Consider the following 15,869-nt stretch of genomic DNA (forward strand, 5'->3'; position numbering starts at 1 on the left):
CGGTTCGTCGTCCGAGGGGGATCGCCCGATGCCGGAGCGCACGAACGGCGCCGGGGCTTCCGATGGGGAGGCCGCGGATCTCGCGGCCCACCATGCCGAGAGCGCATCCCTGCAGGATCGCCTGATGCGGGCGCTCGCCGAGACCGAGAACGTCCGGCGGCGGGGTGAGCGCAATGTCGAGGATGCGAGGAAATTCGCGGTCCAGGGCCTCGCGGGCGCGCTTCTTCCGGTCGCGGACAACCTCGGCCGAGCCGTCGCGGCGGCCAGGGGTGCGCAAGGTGCGGGGGCGGCGGCCCACGCATCCCTGCTCGAAGGGGTCGGGGCGACCGAGCGGATGCTGACCGGTGCCCTCGAACGCTTCGGCATCCGGCGGATACCGGCGCTCGGGACGCCCTTCGATCCGCAGGCTCACGAGGCGATGCGCGAGATCGAGGACGCGACCCACCCGCCGGGCACCGTCGTCGACGTCATGGAGGACGGCTTCACCCTCCATGACCGCCTCCTGCGACCGGCCCGCGTGAGCGTCGCCAAGGCGCATCCCGGTGCCGGCGCGGCGGGCTGAAACGCCATGGTCCGTCCAGAGATCACCCCGACCCGGAGGAACCCGTAGTGAGCGACGATCCGTACGGGGTCCTCGGCGTCGCGCGGGACGTCTCCGAGTCGGACCTGCGCAAGGCCTACCGAAAGCTCGCCAAGAAGCTGCACCCGGACCTGAATCCCGGCAATAAAAAAGCCGAGGATGCCTTCAAGAAGGTTGCGACCGTCTACGACCTGCTGAACGATCCCGCCAAGCGCGCCCAGTTCGACCGGGGCGAGATCGACGCCGGCGGAGGCGAGCGACCGCGGCAGCCGTATTACCGCGAGCAGGCCGAACGCGACGCCGGCCACCCCCCGGCGGGGATTCCGGTTTCGGGGATTTAGGCGGCGAGGTCATCTTCGCCCATATGTTCGGTCGCGCCGGACGTGCAGATCCCAACCGGCCAGGTGCGGATGCCCGCTACCGCGTGAAGCTCGACTTCCTGGAAGCGTTCAACGGCGGGAAACGCACGTTGACCCTTCCCAACAGCCACGCCCTTGACGTCACGATCCCACCCGGCACGCGGACGGGACAGACGCTGCGCCTACGCGGAAAGGGTGGAACCGGCATCGGGAACGGGCCGCCGGGTGACGCCCTGATCGAGGTCGAGGTCCGTCCCCACGCCTTGTTCAAGCTCAAGGGGGACGACATCCACGTCGAGCTGCCCCTGTCGCTCCGTGACGCGGTCCTTGGCGGCAGGGTCAGCGTGCCGACGCCGTCCGGTCCGGTTTCCATGGCCGTTCCGAAGTGGAGCAACGCCGGCGCCGTGCTCCGCCTGAGGGGCAAGGGCATGGTCCGGGGCGCCGCTGCCGCAGGCGACGAGTACGTCACCCTGCGACTGACCCTGCCGGCCGAGCCGGACGCGGAACTCCAGGACTTCGTATCCCGCTGGGGGACCGCGAAGCCTAACGGGACCTGGCAAGCCGAGGAGACGCTATGATGGAGATGCGTGAGTTCCAGGTCCGCGCGAGCGTCGAGACCGCCGTCCTGCATGCGTGGATCGACACCGGTTGGCTCATTCCCGACGGGATTGAGGGGCATTGGACGTTCCGCGACATCGACCTCGGCCGGGCCCAGCTGATCCAGGAGCTGGAAAGGGACTTCGGCGTGAACGACGAGGGGATCGTCCTCATCCTCGACCTCGGCGACCGGATGAGCGGCATGCGTCGGACCCTCGGCCACCTCGCCGTGGCGATCCGCCGGGAACCCGACCACATCCAGGACAGGATCGGGAATGCCGTCCGCGAGGCCGCTCGCATCGTTACCGAGCCTGCTTCTTGAGACGGACAAGGTGTCCCATGGATTTGCCGCCGCCGACTGGCGCTGACCGGTCTTGAATAGGCGCGGCTTGCTCCGTCACTCCGCGGAACGGTGTCACGGAGGCGGTATTCGAGGTGATGTGCTCGCTTCGATCCCGGGAAATCGAGGGTTTGGATTCCACGACCGTCCGGGTGATGTCGAGCCCGGCGGTCACCACGATGGCAAGACCGAGGACGATTGGCATCGAGACTGCGGGCTCGGCCATCGGCGAGGCGAGGACCGCGTCCGGCGGCACGAAGGCCCGTTGCAGGAACCAGGGCGAGACCGCAACCCATGCGCCCAGCACGCCCGATCCCCATCGCGTCCAGGGCTCCGGCTCGAGCCCGTCGAGGAAGGCCAAGCCTATGATGGCGAGACCGCACCCGGTCGCGCTCAGCATGGCCGGGAAGTTCGCCCTTCGAATGAAGAGGAAGGACGTCAGGACGACAAGCGCCCCCAGTACGGCCGAGATGCCGTCGAGCATTCCTCCGACGTCGTTCCCGGCCCTTGGGGACCTTCGAGGAATTTCGCCCATGCCACTCGCTCCCCGTAGGCCGATCACGGTCGCGAGCGAGGTCCGCCCATTGAGGTGTCAGCAGAAAACGAGCTTACGGCGGCAACGCGAGAGGTATCCTTGATCCAGCGCAAGGCTTCGACCCAGCCCCCGATCTAGGGTCTTCATGTCCTCTCGGTCGCTCGCAGGTCGTGTCCCTTCGTCGGGGGCTTTCGGTGTCGCGAATGGACACCGATGAACCTGCTTTCCCCGCGGGCATCACGAAACCGCGGCTTGCCGCCGATGCTGGAGAGAATCTTGACATGGTGGACGCGGCAATCGCCACCGGCGATCCAAAAGGCATCTCGGCGGCCCCACCGACCGAGCTCAAGCTCCTGTTCCTGCTCTCCTGGCTTCTCTGCGCGGTCTTCTATTTCTTCCAGTATGCGGTGCGTTCGGCGCCAGGGGTGATGCAGGCGGAACTGACTTCGGCCTGGGGCGCCAACCACATCGGCACGATGATCTCGGCCTATTACGTTGCCTACGCGGTGATGGCCCTGGTCGCCGGGGTCCTGATGGACCGGTACGGCGCCCACCGGACCATCCCATACGGCATCGCCGTCGTCGGCCTCGGATGTCTCGTGTTCGCACAGGGCAGCGAGGCGGCCGGCATGATCGGCTTCGTCCTCCAGGCGACCGGGGCGATCTTCGCCTTCGTCGGTTCGTCCTACGTGGCGGCCCGGTACCTACCGACGCGCATGCTGGCGCTGTTCATCGGCCTCACCCAATGCCTGGGCATGGCCGGCGCGGCATTCGGATCGAAGCCCGTGCACATGGCCATCGACCCGGCCGGTAGCTTCAACGTCCCCTGGCAGCACGTGTGGGTCGCCTTCGCCGCGATGGGGTTCGTCCTGGCCCTAGCGACTTGGTTCGTGATGCCGCGCGAGACCGGCGACAGCCCGAGCCACCATGCCGAGTTCTCGGTCTCCAGCCTGCTCCACCCGTTCAAGGTCATCTTCGGCAATCCCCAAAGCTGGCTCGCCGGCATCGTCGGCGGGCTCCTGTTCCTGCCCACCACCATCGGCGCCCTGGTCTGGGCCACGTCGTTCCTCCACGCCGGCGAGAACCTGACGATGGCGGAGGCCGCCTCGGACGCGGCCATGGTGCCCATCGGCTGGGTCCTCGGGTGTCCGCTCCTCGGGTATGTCTCGGACAAGCTCGGCCGGCGTAAGCCGGTGCTGCTAGGCGGTGCCCTGCTGATGCTCGCCGCGGGCCTGACGGCCATCTACGTCCCGGTGGGCACGCTGCCGCGCTACTCCGTGGCCCTCGTCCTCGGCATCGCATCTGGGGCGGCGATGATCCCCTTCTCGATGATGAAGGAGACAAACCCGTCGGAGGTGAAGGGCACCGCGGCCGGGGTGATGAACTTCCTGGTCTTCGTGACAACTGGGATCGTGTCGCCCTTCATCTCGCACCTGATGCTGCCGCGGCAGGGCGTCCCCTTGACCCTGGCCGACTTCCAGACCGCCTTCCTGCCCCTGGTGGGCGGCGTGGTCCTGGCCCTGGTCCTCGCCCTGTTCCTTCGGGAGACCGGCGCGGCCGAGCAGGGTCCCCTTGCTCAGGACGGGGGCAAACCAGCCGGCCTGAGCCTCGCCCCGGCCTCAGCGGCGGCGACACCGATCCCGATGTCCCGCCCGATCCGAGCCAAAGGATGACCCCATGGATGTCGTGGTCTTCAGCACCAAGCCGTACGACCGGCGCTTCCTCGACGCGGCCGTCGCGGGGCGCCATGCCTTAACCTACCTCGACGCGCGGCTCGACCGAACCACGGCGGTCCTCGCCGGCAAGGCCCAGGCGGTCTGCGCGTTCGTCAACGACGCAGTCGATGCAGCCGCCCTAGACACCTTTGCGAGCCTCGGGGTGCGCCTGGTCGTCCTGCGGTCGGCGGGTTTCAACAACGTCGACCTCGCCGCCGCCAAGCGACATGGCATCCTCGTCGCCCGGGTCCCAGCCTACTCGCCCGAGGCCGTTTCCGAACACGCCGTGGCGCTGATGCTGTCGCTCGACCGGCACATCCATCGTGCCTACGCCCGGGTCAGGGACGGCAACTTCGCCCTCGACGGCCTGCTCGGCTTCAACCTGCATGGCCGGACCGTGGGAATCGTCGGGACCGGCCGGATCGGGCAAGGCGTCGCCAGGATCATGCTCGGCTTCGGCTGCAAGGTCATCGGATACGACGTCGAGCCGAGCCCGGCCTGCGAGGCCATGGGCGTCGTCTACCGCCCGCTGCAGGACCTGCTGGCCACCTCGGACATCATCTCCCTGCATTGTCCCCTGACGCCCGAGACACGCCATCTCATCGATGCGGCCGCCATCGGGGTGATGAAGCGCGGCGTGATGCTGATCAACACGAGCCGCGGCGCCATCGTCGATACCAAGGCGGTGGTCGCAGGGCTGAATGAGGGTCGGATCGGCCATCTCTGCCTCGACGTCTACGAGGAGGAGGAAGAGCTTTTCTTCGAGGATAAGTCCGACGCGGTGATCCGCGACGACATCTTCGAGCGCCTGCTGATGTTCTCGAACGTACTCGTCACCGGGCATCAGGGCTTCTTCACGGTCGAGGCGATGACGGCCATCGCCGAGACGACCGTCGCCAACATCGACGCATTCGAACGGACGGGACGACCGGTCCACGAAGTCCTCTGATCCCACGGAGGTGCGTGCCTTCACCGCTGGAGAACACCATGCTGCCCCACGTCACCCTGACCCTCACCCGCGGCCCGGATTTTCCCGACGGAAGCGTCGACCGTGGCTACGAGATCGATGCGCCGCTCGACGCCGGCGGAGGGCTCGATCCGGCGCTCTGGCGCGAGATGCGGGACCATTGCCGTGTCCGCCGGTTCTGGCTCGGCGAGACGAACCGCGACGGGCGCCTGGTCCACCGGCAAGGGGGCTTCGGCGGGGCCACCTGGCTGATCGACTACGACGACAGGACGACGGATGACGACGAGCTGGGCTACCGGCTGGATGGCCACCGGTTCGTCGAGGGCGAATACGTCTCGATCCGCGACGACGACATGATGCGGACCATCAGGGTCTCACACGTTCGTTTATCGTGAAAATACTTCTAAACCAATCTTAGCTTTGCAGGATCGAATTTGACATACTGACAGACTTCCGTGCTTTGTAAACTAGGCGCATATTTATGAAGAGCAAATTGATGTTATATTATTATCGTCAGATTAAGTCATGGAGAATAAATTCGCCGATAAGGCAGAATTCAGTGTATTAACCCGAGATTGATCAGGGTAATATTGTTGATAGCAACGGTATATTTAATGCCCGCCCGTCTGCAGGGCGAGCGTCTCAGGCGTGCAGTCAGCAGCCGCATCCGGGCGCGTGATCACCGCCCGGCCAGCGCGAGTTGCGGATAAGGCTGCAGAAATTTCCTCTGCGGAAGTTTGGCTCTTTGTCTGCGATTACGTCGGCTTTGACGTTGCCGAAGGTAGTGTCCGGCTTATGCCGGATGCCGTCGTAGAACGCCTGAATGATGCCTTCCTTGAAGTCCGGTGCGCGCGGGAAGGCCGACACGATAGCCTCGCGCTCGACCTCGGAATAATCCGCGTAGGACAAACCAAGCACGTCCATCTCGACGCCAGCCGTGAGGAGCGCGACAACCGCATGCATGTGGATCGGAATGCCAGGGGTCGTGTGCAGGGCGATGGCGGTCCAAACTGTATAGACATCCGCCTCTGGCACCCCGTGGGCCTTCAGGAAGTCGCGGGCCGCGTTGGCACCGTCGACCTCAAAGCGTTCGTTCGCGCTACTGTAGTTTGCCATCAGGCCGACGTCGTGGAACATCGCACCGGCATAGAGGAGCTCCCGGTCGAAGCTGAGACCGCGATGGACACCGGCAATGGTACCGAACTGGTAGACCCGACTTGAATGGTTGAAGAGCAGTTCGGTTTCGGTGTCCCGAACAAATGCCGTGACGGCACGGGCAAGCTTGCTGTCGGGAACGAATGCTTCGATGGACGTGCTCATGATCGGGTCTCCTTTGCGTTAGGGGAAACTTCAGAAAGATTCTCACTCAGAGATTTTGACGAACCCCTGCTGCACAAGTTGGGCGGTCCGTGCCATCGCGTCCGTATTGACGGCGATGTCCGGGAGCAAATCCTTGTTTGTCCAGCCATGTGCCTTTGCGGTAGCGCCGCAGAGCTCCACCCGTACGCCGCGGACTACAAGATCAGTTACGAGCGATTTGTACGGATTGCCAGTCGATATGTGGCGTTCGCTATTATAGGCATCATCGCGAAGCGTCACGTGCCCGGCATTGGTATGGAAGACAGCAATAACATCCGACGTTGCGCCCCAGTCGGCGATGTCCTGGGAGATAAGCTGGAGATGAAAAATGGACGCCGGCAGGTCGCCCTCGAATGCGAGTGCGCTGATGCTGAACACGATTTTTAGTTCTTCTAATCTCACAGGAATATCGACGCGAAGCGCTTCTGATATCTGTTCCATTGTGGTCGATCCTATAAATGGCTGAGGAGATTGTGCTGCCAAAACCGGATTCGGGTTCAGTGCGGTTCACGGCAGTAACTGGGGGCGTTGAATGTCGGGCCTTGCCTGGGCTCTGATGCAAGGAAGCTCGGCCGCGATTTCAGACGCCCCGATAGACAAGAGCCGTGAAGAGCTTGCCGCTGATGATTGAGCGGCCCCATGCCGCATCATGGTCGTTCGTCGGCTCTGCTGCCTGAACTTGCTCTAGTGTCATGCCTTTCCGCTTGAGTGCCGCAACCCGATTGCGGATCGTTTCGAGCATGTCGCGGAACGCTGTCTGAGAGCTTAGGTCGCCTACAGGCCCATGCCCGGGAACGATGATCGTGCTGGCCGTCGACATGGCGATGTTGGCATCGGCCGCAGCGATGGCTCCGTCGATACTGCCGCCGCCAACATAGTCGATGAATGGATATTGCCCGTTCCAGAACGTATCGCCGGTGCAAAGAACATCGGCATTGACGAAATATACGGAAATATCCCCGTCCGTATGCCCGTTCACATAATGGCGGATGCGGATTGTTTCGCCATTTTCGTGGAGCGTTTTGTCCCCCGCAACGGAGAGGTTGGGCAGTTCGGCGATTGGCTTGGGCCGAAAGGTGTTGCCCCATTCAACAACACGGATCGTTTTTTCCTGGCGACTGATAGCAGCTGGGTCGGCCATGATGCTGGCGCCTTGAGCGCGGACCCATCCGGCACCATCGGCATGATCCCAGTGCCAATGTGTGACGACGGCCAGCCGAATCCCGCCGGGCCCGATTGACCGCAAAGCATCGAGGATCATAGCTTTGGAGGCGGCGATGCCGACGTCGACCAGAAAGAAACCTTCAGGCCCGGTTAGTGCGGTTATGTTGCCGCCGGAGCCGTCGAGCATGCTGATTCCGCCTCGCAGCGGGTGGACATTGATCGGACCGGCCCTCGCAGCGGCGTTGATTGCTTCGAATGGCGTGGAGTTCTGAGCCTCGGCAGGGGCTGGCCCGAGCAGGGGCAGGGTAAGCGACAACGCCAACATCAAGCGGCGGCTGCTTTGACGGTCGATACGGTTGTTCATGTTCGCTCCTTGTCGTGATGGAAGGCGGCGATGGCAGGCCGTGGATAGCTCGCTCGATGGATCGCGAGGGTGCCTTGGCTGCGTGCGGCCCAATGAGGCCCGGTACCCGGGTCACGTCGCCTCGACCGTCGCAGGCAGCGACCGCCAAGGGCGCATTTAAGACCGGATGAAGGACAGGATGTCTGCGTTGATCACGTCGGCATGCGTCGTCGCCATGCCGTGCGGGAAACCGTGATAGGTCTTCAACGTGCCATTCTTAAGCAGATCCGAAGCCACTCGCGAGGTTGTCGCAAGTGGTGCAACTTGGTCATCCTCCCCGTGCATCAAGAACACGGGTTGCTGGATGTTCGTAAGATCAACCGTGAAATCGGTGTCAGTGAAGGCACCAATGCAATCGAATTGCGCCTTTATGTCACCAATCATGGCCTGCCTGAACCAATTATCAGTGACCGCGGGGGATACCCTCGCACCAGTTCTATTATATCCGTAGAAAGGACCCGTCGAAAAATCCCTGTAAAATTGCGCACGATTGCCGAGAACGCCAACACGAATGCCGTCGATCACCTCCGGCGGTACGCCATTCGGATTGCTTGGGGACCTGCCGAGCTTCGGGGGAATTGCCCCGATCAGCACTGCCTTGGCGACCCGCCCCCCGCTGCCGTATCTTGCGACATAGCGGATCACCTCACCGCCGCCGGTCGAATGCCCGATATGCACCGCGTTTCGCAGGCCCAAGTGGAGCGCCACCGCAGAAACATCGGCAGCATAGGTGTCCATGTCATTGCCCTGGGACGACGGGCTTGAGCGACCATGGCCACGGCGATCATGTGCGATCACGCGATAGCCCTTGTCGGCGAAGAACATCATCTGGGTGTCCCAGTCATCGCCGCTTAGCGGCCAGCCGTGGTGGAAGAAGATTGGCTGACCGGCTCCCCACTCCTTGTAAAAGATCTCGGTTCCGTCCTTGACCTTGATCGCGCTCATTGGCTTATCTCCAGATATCTTCGTCCGGTCATTCCCGACGTGGAGAGGGCGTGACCGACAAGTGCAAGTCTTGAGAAGGCTGTCCTCCCAAAAATGAGTTCCCACTTCGCAATATTGATCAGCGGCCTCATTCCAGGATTTATTTGCGAAGTTATAATCGGACTCCACGAGAATTAAGCAGCGACTTCGCCGAGTTCTCTCTGATAAGGTACGGCGGCGCGGACAGTGATCGGCCGAACCGACAAAACAGGAGGAAAAAGCGACAAATGGCATCCGCACCTCCGCCGCTTGGGATCGCCATTGTAGTCAGGGAACGGACGATGCTCGGCATCGTGCACGGTCTGACGGATCTGTTCCGGATGACCGACGATCTCAGCCGCGCGCGCCTTGGCTCAAACGATCCAGTGCTGCGGATCAGTCACTTCGCCGATACTGGCGCTGGCGGGATCGTCAGGACGTTCGATTCACTTCCCGGGATGGCTCAATTCGGGGAGAGCATCGCGCGCGTCGTCATTATCCCACCTCGCGAGACCGCCATCCTCGGTACTGAACTCGCGCCAAAATGGTCGGACTGGCTAATAGGACAGCATGCCGGCGGAGCTACCCTGACGTCGATATGTGGAGGTACTTTCCTGCTCGCGCAGACGGGGCTTCTGGATGGGCGTCGCGCCACGACGCATGCCTGCAGCGTGCCTAATTTAACGGCTCTGTTTCCGGCGATAGAATTCGATGTCGATGCGGTTCGAACCGAAGATGACGACATCATTACCGTGGGCGGTATTATGGCTTGGACCGATCTCGCTCTCGTCATCGTCAGGAGGTTGCTAGGTACTGCAGCGATGATGGAAATCGCGGATTTTATGATGATCGAACCGCCTAATCGCGAGCAGCGGTTCCACAAGACATTCCTACCGGACATGAACCATGGCGATACCGCTATTCTCAAATCCCAGTATGAACTCCATGCCCGTGCGCCAGCCGGAATCACCGTGAACGATATGGCTCAATGGTCGGGCCTGGAGATGCGAACCTTCGCTCGCCGCTTCCATGGTGCCACCGGTCTGCGGCCAAACGAATATCGCCTCAAACTGAGGATGGAAAAAGCGCGTGAGCTCCTCGAAGCCAACACCGTCCCTATTAGTCAGGTGGCCTCTGATATCGGCTATGGCGATATCGCGTCCTTCCGTCAGGCTTTTACCAAAGAGATAGGGTTTCGCCCAAGCGACTATCGTAAAAAGTTTGGTCATAGTTTGACGGGATAAAACCTTGGCAAATGGGCGGCTTTTCCTAAAAAGATGGCACTCAATAAATTGCTGGTCCGCGTATGGGGCGAATGCTCGGTTTTCGGGTCTGCACCAACTCTGCCTCATCACCGCAGGCCGATGCTTCTGGTCCGATGAATGAATGTCTTTTTTCGGAAGATGCCTGCAGCAAACTACACGGCTGTCATGGGTTGCAAGCGGGCCCATAGCGTAGCCCAGATATCCAGGTTGCCATCACTTCAACGTTCATGCCGTCCCCGTTTTTACCGGCATGCGCCATGCCGCAGCGGTCGCGCAGGCGACGTCCTGTTCCAGGGATGCCTCACCGTAGACTCCGATGGCGCCTATCAGGGTTCCATGCCGTCTCAGGGGAATGCCGCCGCGCTCGTGAAAGGCCGCGGTCCCTTCGCCCTCGACGACGGAACAAGATGGGTCATCCCCGGGCGGGGGCATGAACTCGCTCGGCTCGCCGGAGATGGCCGAAGCCACGGCCTTGCCGATGGCGTGGCGAGCGCTCATGCACCCCGCGCCGTCCATCCTGGAGAAGGCGATGAGGCGGCCCTGGCCGCCGCAGACGGCGACGCTCACGGCGATTCCGAGACGATGAGCCTCGGCGACGGCGCGCCCGACGATGGCGGTCGCCTCGTCCAGCGTGAGGTCGTCGGTATCAACGATGGAAACGCGGGCGTTCATCACTCGGCGTCCGGGGTCAGCATCTCGCGGCCGAGCGCCAGCAGCTGTCCGTCCGTCGCCGCGGATAGGTCGATGGTCGCCGTCGAGACGACGCGTCCCTGCGTCTCGTGATGATGCTCGCGCACGCGATCCGAAAGGACGGCCATCGCGCCGGCCTTGCCGGTGCCATGCCCGACGATGGCGATGCGCGGCGCGTTCGCGACGGCGGCGGCGATACGGTCGTAGTAGCCAAGGTCCTCGGGTGCGCGCTGGCCGCGATAGTTGCCGTCCTCCTTGTGGGAGAGGTGATGGATGTAGCCCTTGGGGTCGTAGGGGCGCAGCGTGGTCTCGGTCTCGCCGCCGACCGTCTCGGGGTCGAGGCGATAGATCCGCGCCTCGTGATGGTCGACGACGATGAGTGCGTCGCTGTCCGCCGGGGGCGGCGAGGCCTCAAGGATCTCCGTGGAGTAGGGTGACAGCCCGGCATCCTGCATCAGGTGGCGCAATCGCTCGACCTCACGCGGGTCCATGTCCTTGTCCCGCGGGCGGAGGAAGGTCGCCGTCCGGCCGGCCAGGGTGAAACCCCACTTGTCGTCCCGCTGCTCCTCGGTGCTGCCGATCCGCCCGATGAAGGCGACGACCTCGCGCCATTCCAAGTTGTTGCTGGTCGGGTGGTGGAAGATCCGGCCGAGGATGGCCCGGTCGTGGCCGTGAATCTGGGCGTTGATCATCGGAAGGGGTTCCTGACGGACCCCGCACCGGGCGGTCTGCCCGATGCGGTGGCGCTTGAGGTTCGGGGGGCGCTCAGACGACGCGGATGTCGTTGTCGACCGACGTTGCGCCCGGGGCCCCCCAGGCCGTCCAGCCGGCCATCTGGCGGTCGTACCAAGTATGGACCGTACCGCTCAGGTGGACGACGCCGCCGTTGGCGCTGACCTCGATGGTCTTCGGGTCGTACCAGCTCCGATGCAGGGCATCGGTGATGTCGGCGCTGATGTCGGACGCGTTGGGTCGCGGCTTGATCGTGACGTTGTTCGAGATACCGACGACGCCGAGCATCCCGCGGATGTCATGCTCCGCGGCAGCCTTCTGATATTGCCACTCGACCTGGCCGGTGAGCGTGACCCAACCCTTCTCGACCGTCACCTTCACCGTCTCGTCCGGGACGGAAACGTTCCAGTCCAGGCGTTGCACCACGGCGACGGCGATCTCGTCGTCTTTCCGCTTGGCGTGGTGGGGAAGACGGACCTCGATCTCCTCGGCGACGGCGCGGACGCCCTTGACGCGACCGGCGGCCTTCTCGGCGGCGTACTTCTCCATGTAGTTCTGGACGTGGCCGGTCAGGGTTACGACGCCGTCCTTGGCGGTCACGCCGATATGGGCGGCGGTCACGCTCGGCTCCCAGCCGAGCTCGGCGAGGACGTTGGTCTGCAAGGTCTTGTCCATGGTCATGGTGCGTTTCCTGGATCGGGGGGGGCACCGCGTCGGCGCCGTCGTGGAGCGAGTGGCCTTGGGCGCGGAGCCTGTCGGCATGCGGGACCCCGATGGGCGTCCCGGCAACGGCTCGTGCCGTCGATGCCGACGGGACAGACCGTAGTCCCTGGCCCCGCCCGGTCCTTGATCCATCGCAAAGTCCGTCGGCGGCCATGCGCCCATGCTGTCCGGCATGCCGGGCCGGATGGGGCCCCCGCACCGGGAAGGACGGACACACCATGGCAATACGTTCGAGAATCACGGGCGCCGTTCTCGCAGCGCTGCTGGTCGCGACCACGGTCCAGGCGGCTCCGACCGAGGAGACGCAAGCCGGGTCGAACGGGCCGAACATGCCCCTATCCAGGGAGGTGGTTCCGAGCGACATCCGTCCGCAGGACCCTCCCGCGACGGGGACCACACGGAAGCCGGGCGGCTCCGGCGAGAGGTCCCGTTGGCATGACATCCAACGACCGCCGATACGCCCCCCAGGCCTCTAAGTGCCCACGCCTTCGGGATGTCGACGGGACCCTCGACCGCTCCCGGTCGCCGGGAGCGGTCGAGGGTTAGTGCGCCGATAATAGGTCGAGGCGTGACTGGTCGATGACGCGGACGCCCCCCGGAACGATCAGGATGCACCGGTCCCGGTCGAGCCGCGACAGGGTCCGGCTCACCGTCTCGATGGTCAGGCCAAGGTGATCCGCGATGTCAAGGCGACCCATCGGCAGTTCGAGGGTGACCGAGGACCGCCCGATCCGAACGTACCGCTCCTGGAGCCCCGTCAGGAACGTCGCGATCCGCTCATCCGCGGTGCGCCGTCCGAGGAGCATCATCATGTCCTTGGCCCGGGACAGTTCCTGACCCGTGATCTCGTGCAGATGCATCATCAGGCCTGGCTGCCGGCAGACCAGGTCCCTGAAGGCCAGCCGCTCGAACCGGCATGCGGTCACGGGTCCGAGGCTATCCGCCGAGACGGCGTATCTGTCGAGCATCGAGAGCCCGACGAAGTCGCCGGGAAAGGCGAAGCCGGTGACCTGCCGGCGTCCGTCGGGAAGGATGCGATACAGGCGCAGCGCGCCGGAGGTCACGTTGAACACCGAGCAGGCTGGCTCGTCCTGTCCGAACAGCGTCTCCTTCTGGTCGAGCGACACGCGTCGGCTCAACGGCTCCAGGGTGTCGCGCTCCGCCAGCGGCAGGGCCGTGGAGAGGCTGACCAGGCGGGCCTTGCCGACACCATCCAAAAGGTACGATGGCGGGATCGGGACAGGTGGCACGAAGGGACGGCCGACGGGTAGCAAATGGATCGACATGGATCTGTCCTTCCGGTTCGGTCTCGTCTGAGGTGCGGCGGGAGGGGGGCCTCCGCGTCCCCGCCAGCGTTCGGTGGCCTGCATCCGCTCCGCGTGCCGGGCGAGATCGAGGAAGTCATCGCGCGCCTGCCGGTCGAGCCCGAAGGCGCGCTGCTGGACGCTGGCGGCCAACCGGACAGTCCTGTCGTCCCAGGCACGACCGACTCCTGCCCGGTGAGGCGCCGTCACGACCGATCTGGCGAGGATGGAAAAGGCGTCGGATTTGGACATCGTCACCTCGTCGCTGGAATGCAAACCTGGGACTCCGCAACGGGACAACGCCCACGCGACAACAAGGGACGGAACCAAATGCGGCGACCAGATACGCAGATTTGCTCGGCGGTCCCGGCAGTGCAGGACGCTCCCGGTCAGTCATCCCCGGAAATGCCATGGAGGGGCGCCACGGCCGTGAAGAGGATACCGGAAGGGTGGTACGCGATGTCGGCGGCCCCGCCGATCTCCATTGCCAGCGTACGCTCGATCATGCGCGACCCGAAGCCCGTCCGTGTCGGCGGAACGACGGGGGGCCCCCCGGACTCCTGCCAGAGGAAACGCATTCGTTCCGAGCCGGCCCCGTCGAGGATGTCCCACGTCAGCATGACGCTACCGGCATCCGTGGACAGCGCGCCGTACTTGACCGCGTTGGTGGCGAGTTCGTGCAGCGCCATCGCGAAGGCGAGCGCGACCCGAGAGGTCAGGTGTACGACGGGTCCCTCGCATCTGAACCGATCCGCCTGCTCGGCCCCGAACGGACGCAACGCCACGGAGACGACATCGCCGAGGGTCGCGCCCTCCCAGGTGTCGCGGACGAGCACGTCGTGGGCGCCCGCCAGCGCCACGATGCGGGCATCGAGGGTGGCTTCGGCATCTTCCAGCGAGGCGGATGTCCTGAGCGTATGGCGGATGATCGACTGAACCGTCGCGAGGGTGTTTTTGACCCGGTGGGCCAATTCCTTCGCCAGCAGGTCGCGGTGATCCTCAACCCGCTTGCGGTCGGTGATATCGAGCGAGATGCCGGCGATGGTCAGGGGCGTGCCGTCCGGTCGGTAGGAGGCGTGTCCCCGGGCATGGATCCAATGGACGGCACCGCCCGGGTAGGTGATCCTGAACTCGTGGTCGTATTGGCTCTGCCCTGCGATGGCGTCAGAGACCGCTGCCTTCATGCGCGTCCTGTCATCCGCATGGACCCCATCGATCCACGCCTCGTAGGTGAAGGCGGCTTCCGGATCGCGGCCGAAGTTCGCCTTGCATCCCTCCGACACATCGAGCGACATCGTCGCGAGATCGAGGGTCCAAGATCCGATGCGACCGGCTTCCTGGGTGAAGCGGAGGCATTCCTCGCTCAGCGCCAAGGCGACCGTATGGGTCTTCGCCTCTGTCACGAGATGGTCGAGCTCCCGCTCGTCGTGCGCTTCCGGATCGGGCCTTGGTCCGAGCGACGGGATCCGCCCCCTTCGTTCCCCCATCCGCCGGACGAAACGGTGTCCCATCGCGAAGAGGAACGAGGTCGCGGTCATGTCCGTCCTCGCTTCAGCCGACGGTGATGGGTGCGAGGGCAACGTCGAGGTGGACCGGGTTGTGGAGGGTGTTGGCCACCGGCGACCACAGCACCGTGTGCTTGATCAGCGCCGCCAGAGCCTTTCGCGATGTGTCCGCATCGATGCTGACGGAAACCCGGATGACTTCGAACCCGATGGTCTTCGGATGGAGGTCGCCGCTTCCCCAGACCGAGGTCATGTTGATGTCGGCTTCGACGCTCAGTTCCAGCGAGCGGATCGGGATGCCCTGTGCCAGGGCGTTGGCGTGGATGCCGGTGGAGAGGCAGGACCCCAGGGCAGCGAGCAGGGCCTCGGAGGCGTTCGGCGCCGTGCTTTCGCCGAGCAGGCCCTCGGGCTCGTCCTCTATCACCGGCTGCGGCGGCAGGTTTCGGATGTAGTTCATTTGGCTGAGGCGACCCTGCGCCACCGTGCGGCACCGTAGCGTCCGTACGGCGGTCGGATCGGCCTTGCCGTCCGAGATCACCGCTTCCAGTCGGTGCCTGTCGCTGGGCGTCGGCGAACCGCCGTCGGATCTCGTCGGTGTCCGTGCCATGAGACTTCCCCTCGTACGGATGGCGAGCGCGAAACATCTCAAAGGACTGAAATATTTCCAT

The 15,869-nt window shown here is 64.1% G+C and carries 17 protein-coding genes and 1 pseudogene; 7 read left to right on the plus strand and 11 right to left on the minus strand.

Going from position 1 to position 15,869, the window contains the following annotated elements:
• Nucleotides 1-28: 28 nt before the first annotated feature.
• The 3 genes and pseudogenes from ASG52_RS17005 to ASG52_RS17015 all read left to right on the plus strand — a co-directional run bounded on the left by ASG52_RS17005 (nucleotide 29) and on the right by ASG52_RS17015 (nucleotide 1,858).
• On the plus strand, nucleotides 29-562 hold the full coding sequence (locus tag ASG52_RS17005; RefSeq protein WP_056245710.1) for a nucleotide exchange factor GrpE: 534 nt from the start codon (nucleotides 29-31) through the stop codon (nucleotides 560-562).
• Between the two features lie 47 nt (nucleotides 563-609).
• A pseudogene (locus ASG52_RS28800) lies at nucleotides 610-1,517 on the plus strand (DnaJ C-terminal domain-containing protein).
• Nucleotides 1,514-1,858 carry a chaperone modulator CbpM gene (locus ASG52_RS17015; protein WP_056245716.1) on the plus strand — a complete coding sequence of 115 codons (345 nt, stop codon included), beginning with the start codon at nucleotides 1,514-1,516 and terminating at the stop codon, nucleotides 1,856-1,858. The pseudogene ASG52_RS28800 and the gene ASG52_RS17015 overlap by 4 nt, the downstream one beginning before the upstream one ends.
• Here the strand turns inward: ASG52_RS17015 and ASG52_RS17020 are convergent.
• Nucleotides 1,839-2,360, minus strand: coding sequence for an SPW repeat domain-containing protein (locus tag ASG52_RS17020; protein ID WP_056245718.1), 522 nt, complete (start codon nucleotides 2,358-2,360; stop codon nucleotides 1,839-1,841). The two genes, ASG52_RS17015 and ASG52_RS17020, sit on opposite strands and share 20 nt — an antisense overlap.
• A gap of 332 nt (nucleotides 2,361-2,692) precedes the next feature.
• Between ASG52_RS17020 and ASG52_RS17025 the strand changes: the two genes are divergently transcribed.
• From ASG52_RS17025 to ASG52_RS17035, 3 genes are read left to right on the plus strand one after another with little or no spacing between them, the layout of a single operon-like run.
• Nucleotides 2,693-4,084 (plus strand): MFS transporter, encoded by a 1,392-nt coding sequence (locus tag ASG52_RS17025; protein ID WP_082552608.1) that lies wholly within the window; start codon nucleotides 2,693-2,695, stop codon nucleotides 4,082-4,084.
• Between the two features lie 4 nt (nucleotides 4,085-4,088).
• The gene (locus ASG52_RS17030) at nucleotides 4,089-5,075 is read left to right on the plus strand and encodes a 2-hydroxyacid dehydrogenase (protein WP_056245721.1); all 987 of its coding nucleotides are present in this window, start codon (nucleotides 4,089-4,091) and stop codon (nucleotides 5,073-5,075) included.
• A gap of 38 nt (nucleotides 5,076-5,113) precedes the next feature.
• Nucleotides 5,114-5,488: a hypothetical protein gene (locus ASG52_RS17035; protein ID WP_056245724.1), complete on the plus strand. Its 375-nt coding sequence runs from the start codon at nucleotides 5,114-5,116 to the stop codon at nucleotides 5,486-5,488.
• Between the two features lie 259 nt (nucleotides 5,489-5,747).
• Here ASG52_RS17035 and ASG52_RS17040 read toward each other — a convergent pair whose 3' ends face one another.
• From ASG52_RS17040 to ASG52_RS17055, 4 genes are all read right to left on the minus strand, one after another.
• On the minus strand, nucleotides 5,748-6,413 hold the full coding sequence (locus ASG52_RS17040; protein WP_056245728.1) for an HD domain-containing protein: 666 nt from the start codon (nucleotides 6,411-6,413) through the stop codon (nucleotides 5,748-5,750).
• A gap of 42 nt (nucleotides 6,414-6,455) precedes the next feature.
• Nucleotides 6,456-6,893: a DsrE family protein gene (locus ASG52_RS17045; RefSeq protein ID WP_056245730.1), complete on the minus strand. Its 438-nt coding sequence runs from the start codon at nucleotides 6,891-6,893 to the stop codon at nucleotides 6,456-6,458.
• Between the two features lie 139 nt (nucleotides 6,894-7,032).
• Nucleotides 7,033-7,980: an MBL fold metallo-hydrolase gene (locus ASG52_RS17050; protein WP_286159082.1), complete on the minus strand. Its 948-nt coding sequence runs from the start codon at nucleotides 7,978-7,980 to the stop codon at nucleotides 7,033-7,035.
• A gap of 156 nt (nucleotides 7,981-8,136) precedes the next feature.
• Entirely contained in the window at nucleotides 8,137-8,964 is an 828-nt protein-coding gene (locus ASG52_RS17055) for an alpha/beta fold hydrolase (protein ID WP_056245733.1), read from the minus strand.
• Between the two features lie 320 nt (nucleotides 8,965-9,284).
• Between ASG52_RS17055 and ASG52_RS17060 the strand changes: the two genes are divergently transcribed.
• A complete protein-coding gene (locus ASG52_RS17060) occupies nucleotides 9,285-10,226 on the plus strand; it encodes a GlxA family transcriptional regulator (protein ID WP_162250008.1) in 942 nt (313 codons plus the stop codon).
• Between the two features lie 246 nt (nucleotides 10,227-10,472).
• Here ASG52_RS17060 and ASG52_RS17065 read toward each other — a convergent pair whose 3' ends face one another.
• The 6 genes from ASG52_RS17065 to ASG52_RS17090 form a co-directional block, all read right to left on the minus strand.
• Nucleotides 10,473-10,919 (minus strand): GlcG/HbpS family heme-binding protein, encoded by a 447-nt coding sequence (locus ASG52_RS17065; protein ID WP_056245739.1) that lies wholly within the window; start codon nucleotides 10,917-10,919, stop codon nucleotides 10,473-10,475.
• Nucleotides 10,919-11,629, minus strand: a complete 711-nt coding sequence (locus ASG52_RS17070) for a hypothetical protein (protein ID WP_056245747.1) — start codon at nucleotides 11,627-11,629, stop codon at nucleotides 10,919-10,921. Before ASG52_RS17070 ends, ASG52_RS17065 begins: the two co-directional genes overlap by 1 nt.
• A gap of 73 nt (nucleotides 11,630-11,702) precedes the next feature.
• On the minus strand, nucleotides 11,703-12,350 hold the full coding sequence (locus ASG52_RS17075) for a BON domain-containing protein (RefSeq protein ID WP_056245750.1): 648 nt from the start codon (nucleotides 12,348-12,350) through the stop codon (nucleotides 11,703-11,705).
• A gap of 584 nt (nucleotides 12,351-12,934) precedes the next feature.
• Entirely contained in the window at nucleotides 12,935-14,026 is a 1,092-nt protein-coding gene (locus tag ASG52_RS17080; RefSeq protein ID WP_286159083.1) for a Crp/Fnr family transcriptional regulator, read from the minus strand.
• Nucleotides 14,027-14,085: 59 nt separating this feature from the next.
• Entirely contained in the window at nucleotides 14,086-15,234 is a 1,149-nt protein-coding gene (locus ASG52_RS17085) for a sensor histidine kinase (protein ID WP_056245752.1), read from the minus strand.
• Nucleotides 15,235-15,247: 13 nt separating this feature from the next.
• Nucleotides 15,248-15,682, minus strand: coding sequence for an OsmC family protein (locus ASG52_RS17090; protein ID WP_286159084.1), 435 nt, complete (start codon nucleotides 15,680-15,682; stop codon nucleotides 15,248-15,250).
• Between the last annotated feature and the right edge of the window lie 187 nt (nucleotides 15,683-15,869).

The sequence above is a fragment of the Methylobacterium sp. Leaf456 genome (genome assembly GCF_001425465.1).
Taxonomy (GTDB): Bacteria; Pseudomonadota; Alphaproteobacteria; order Rhizobiales; family Beijerinckiaceae; genus Methylobacterium.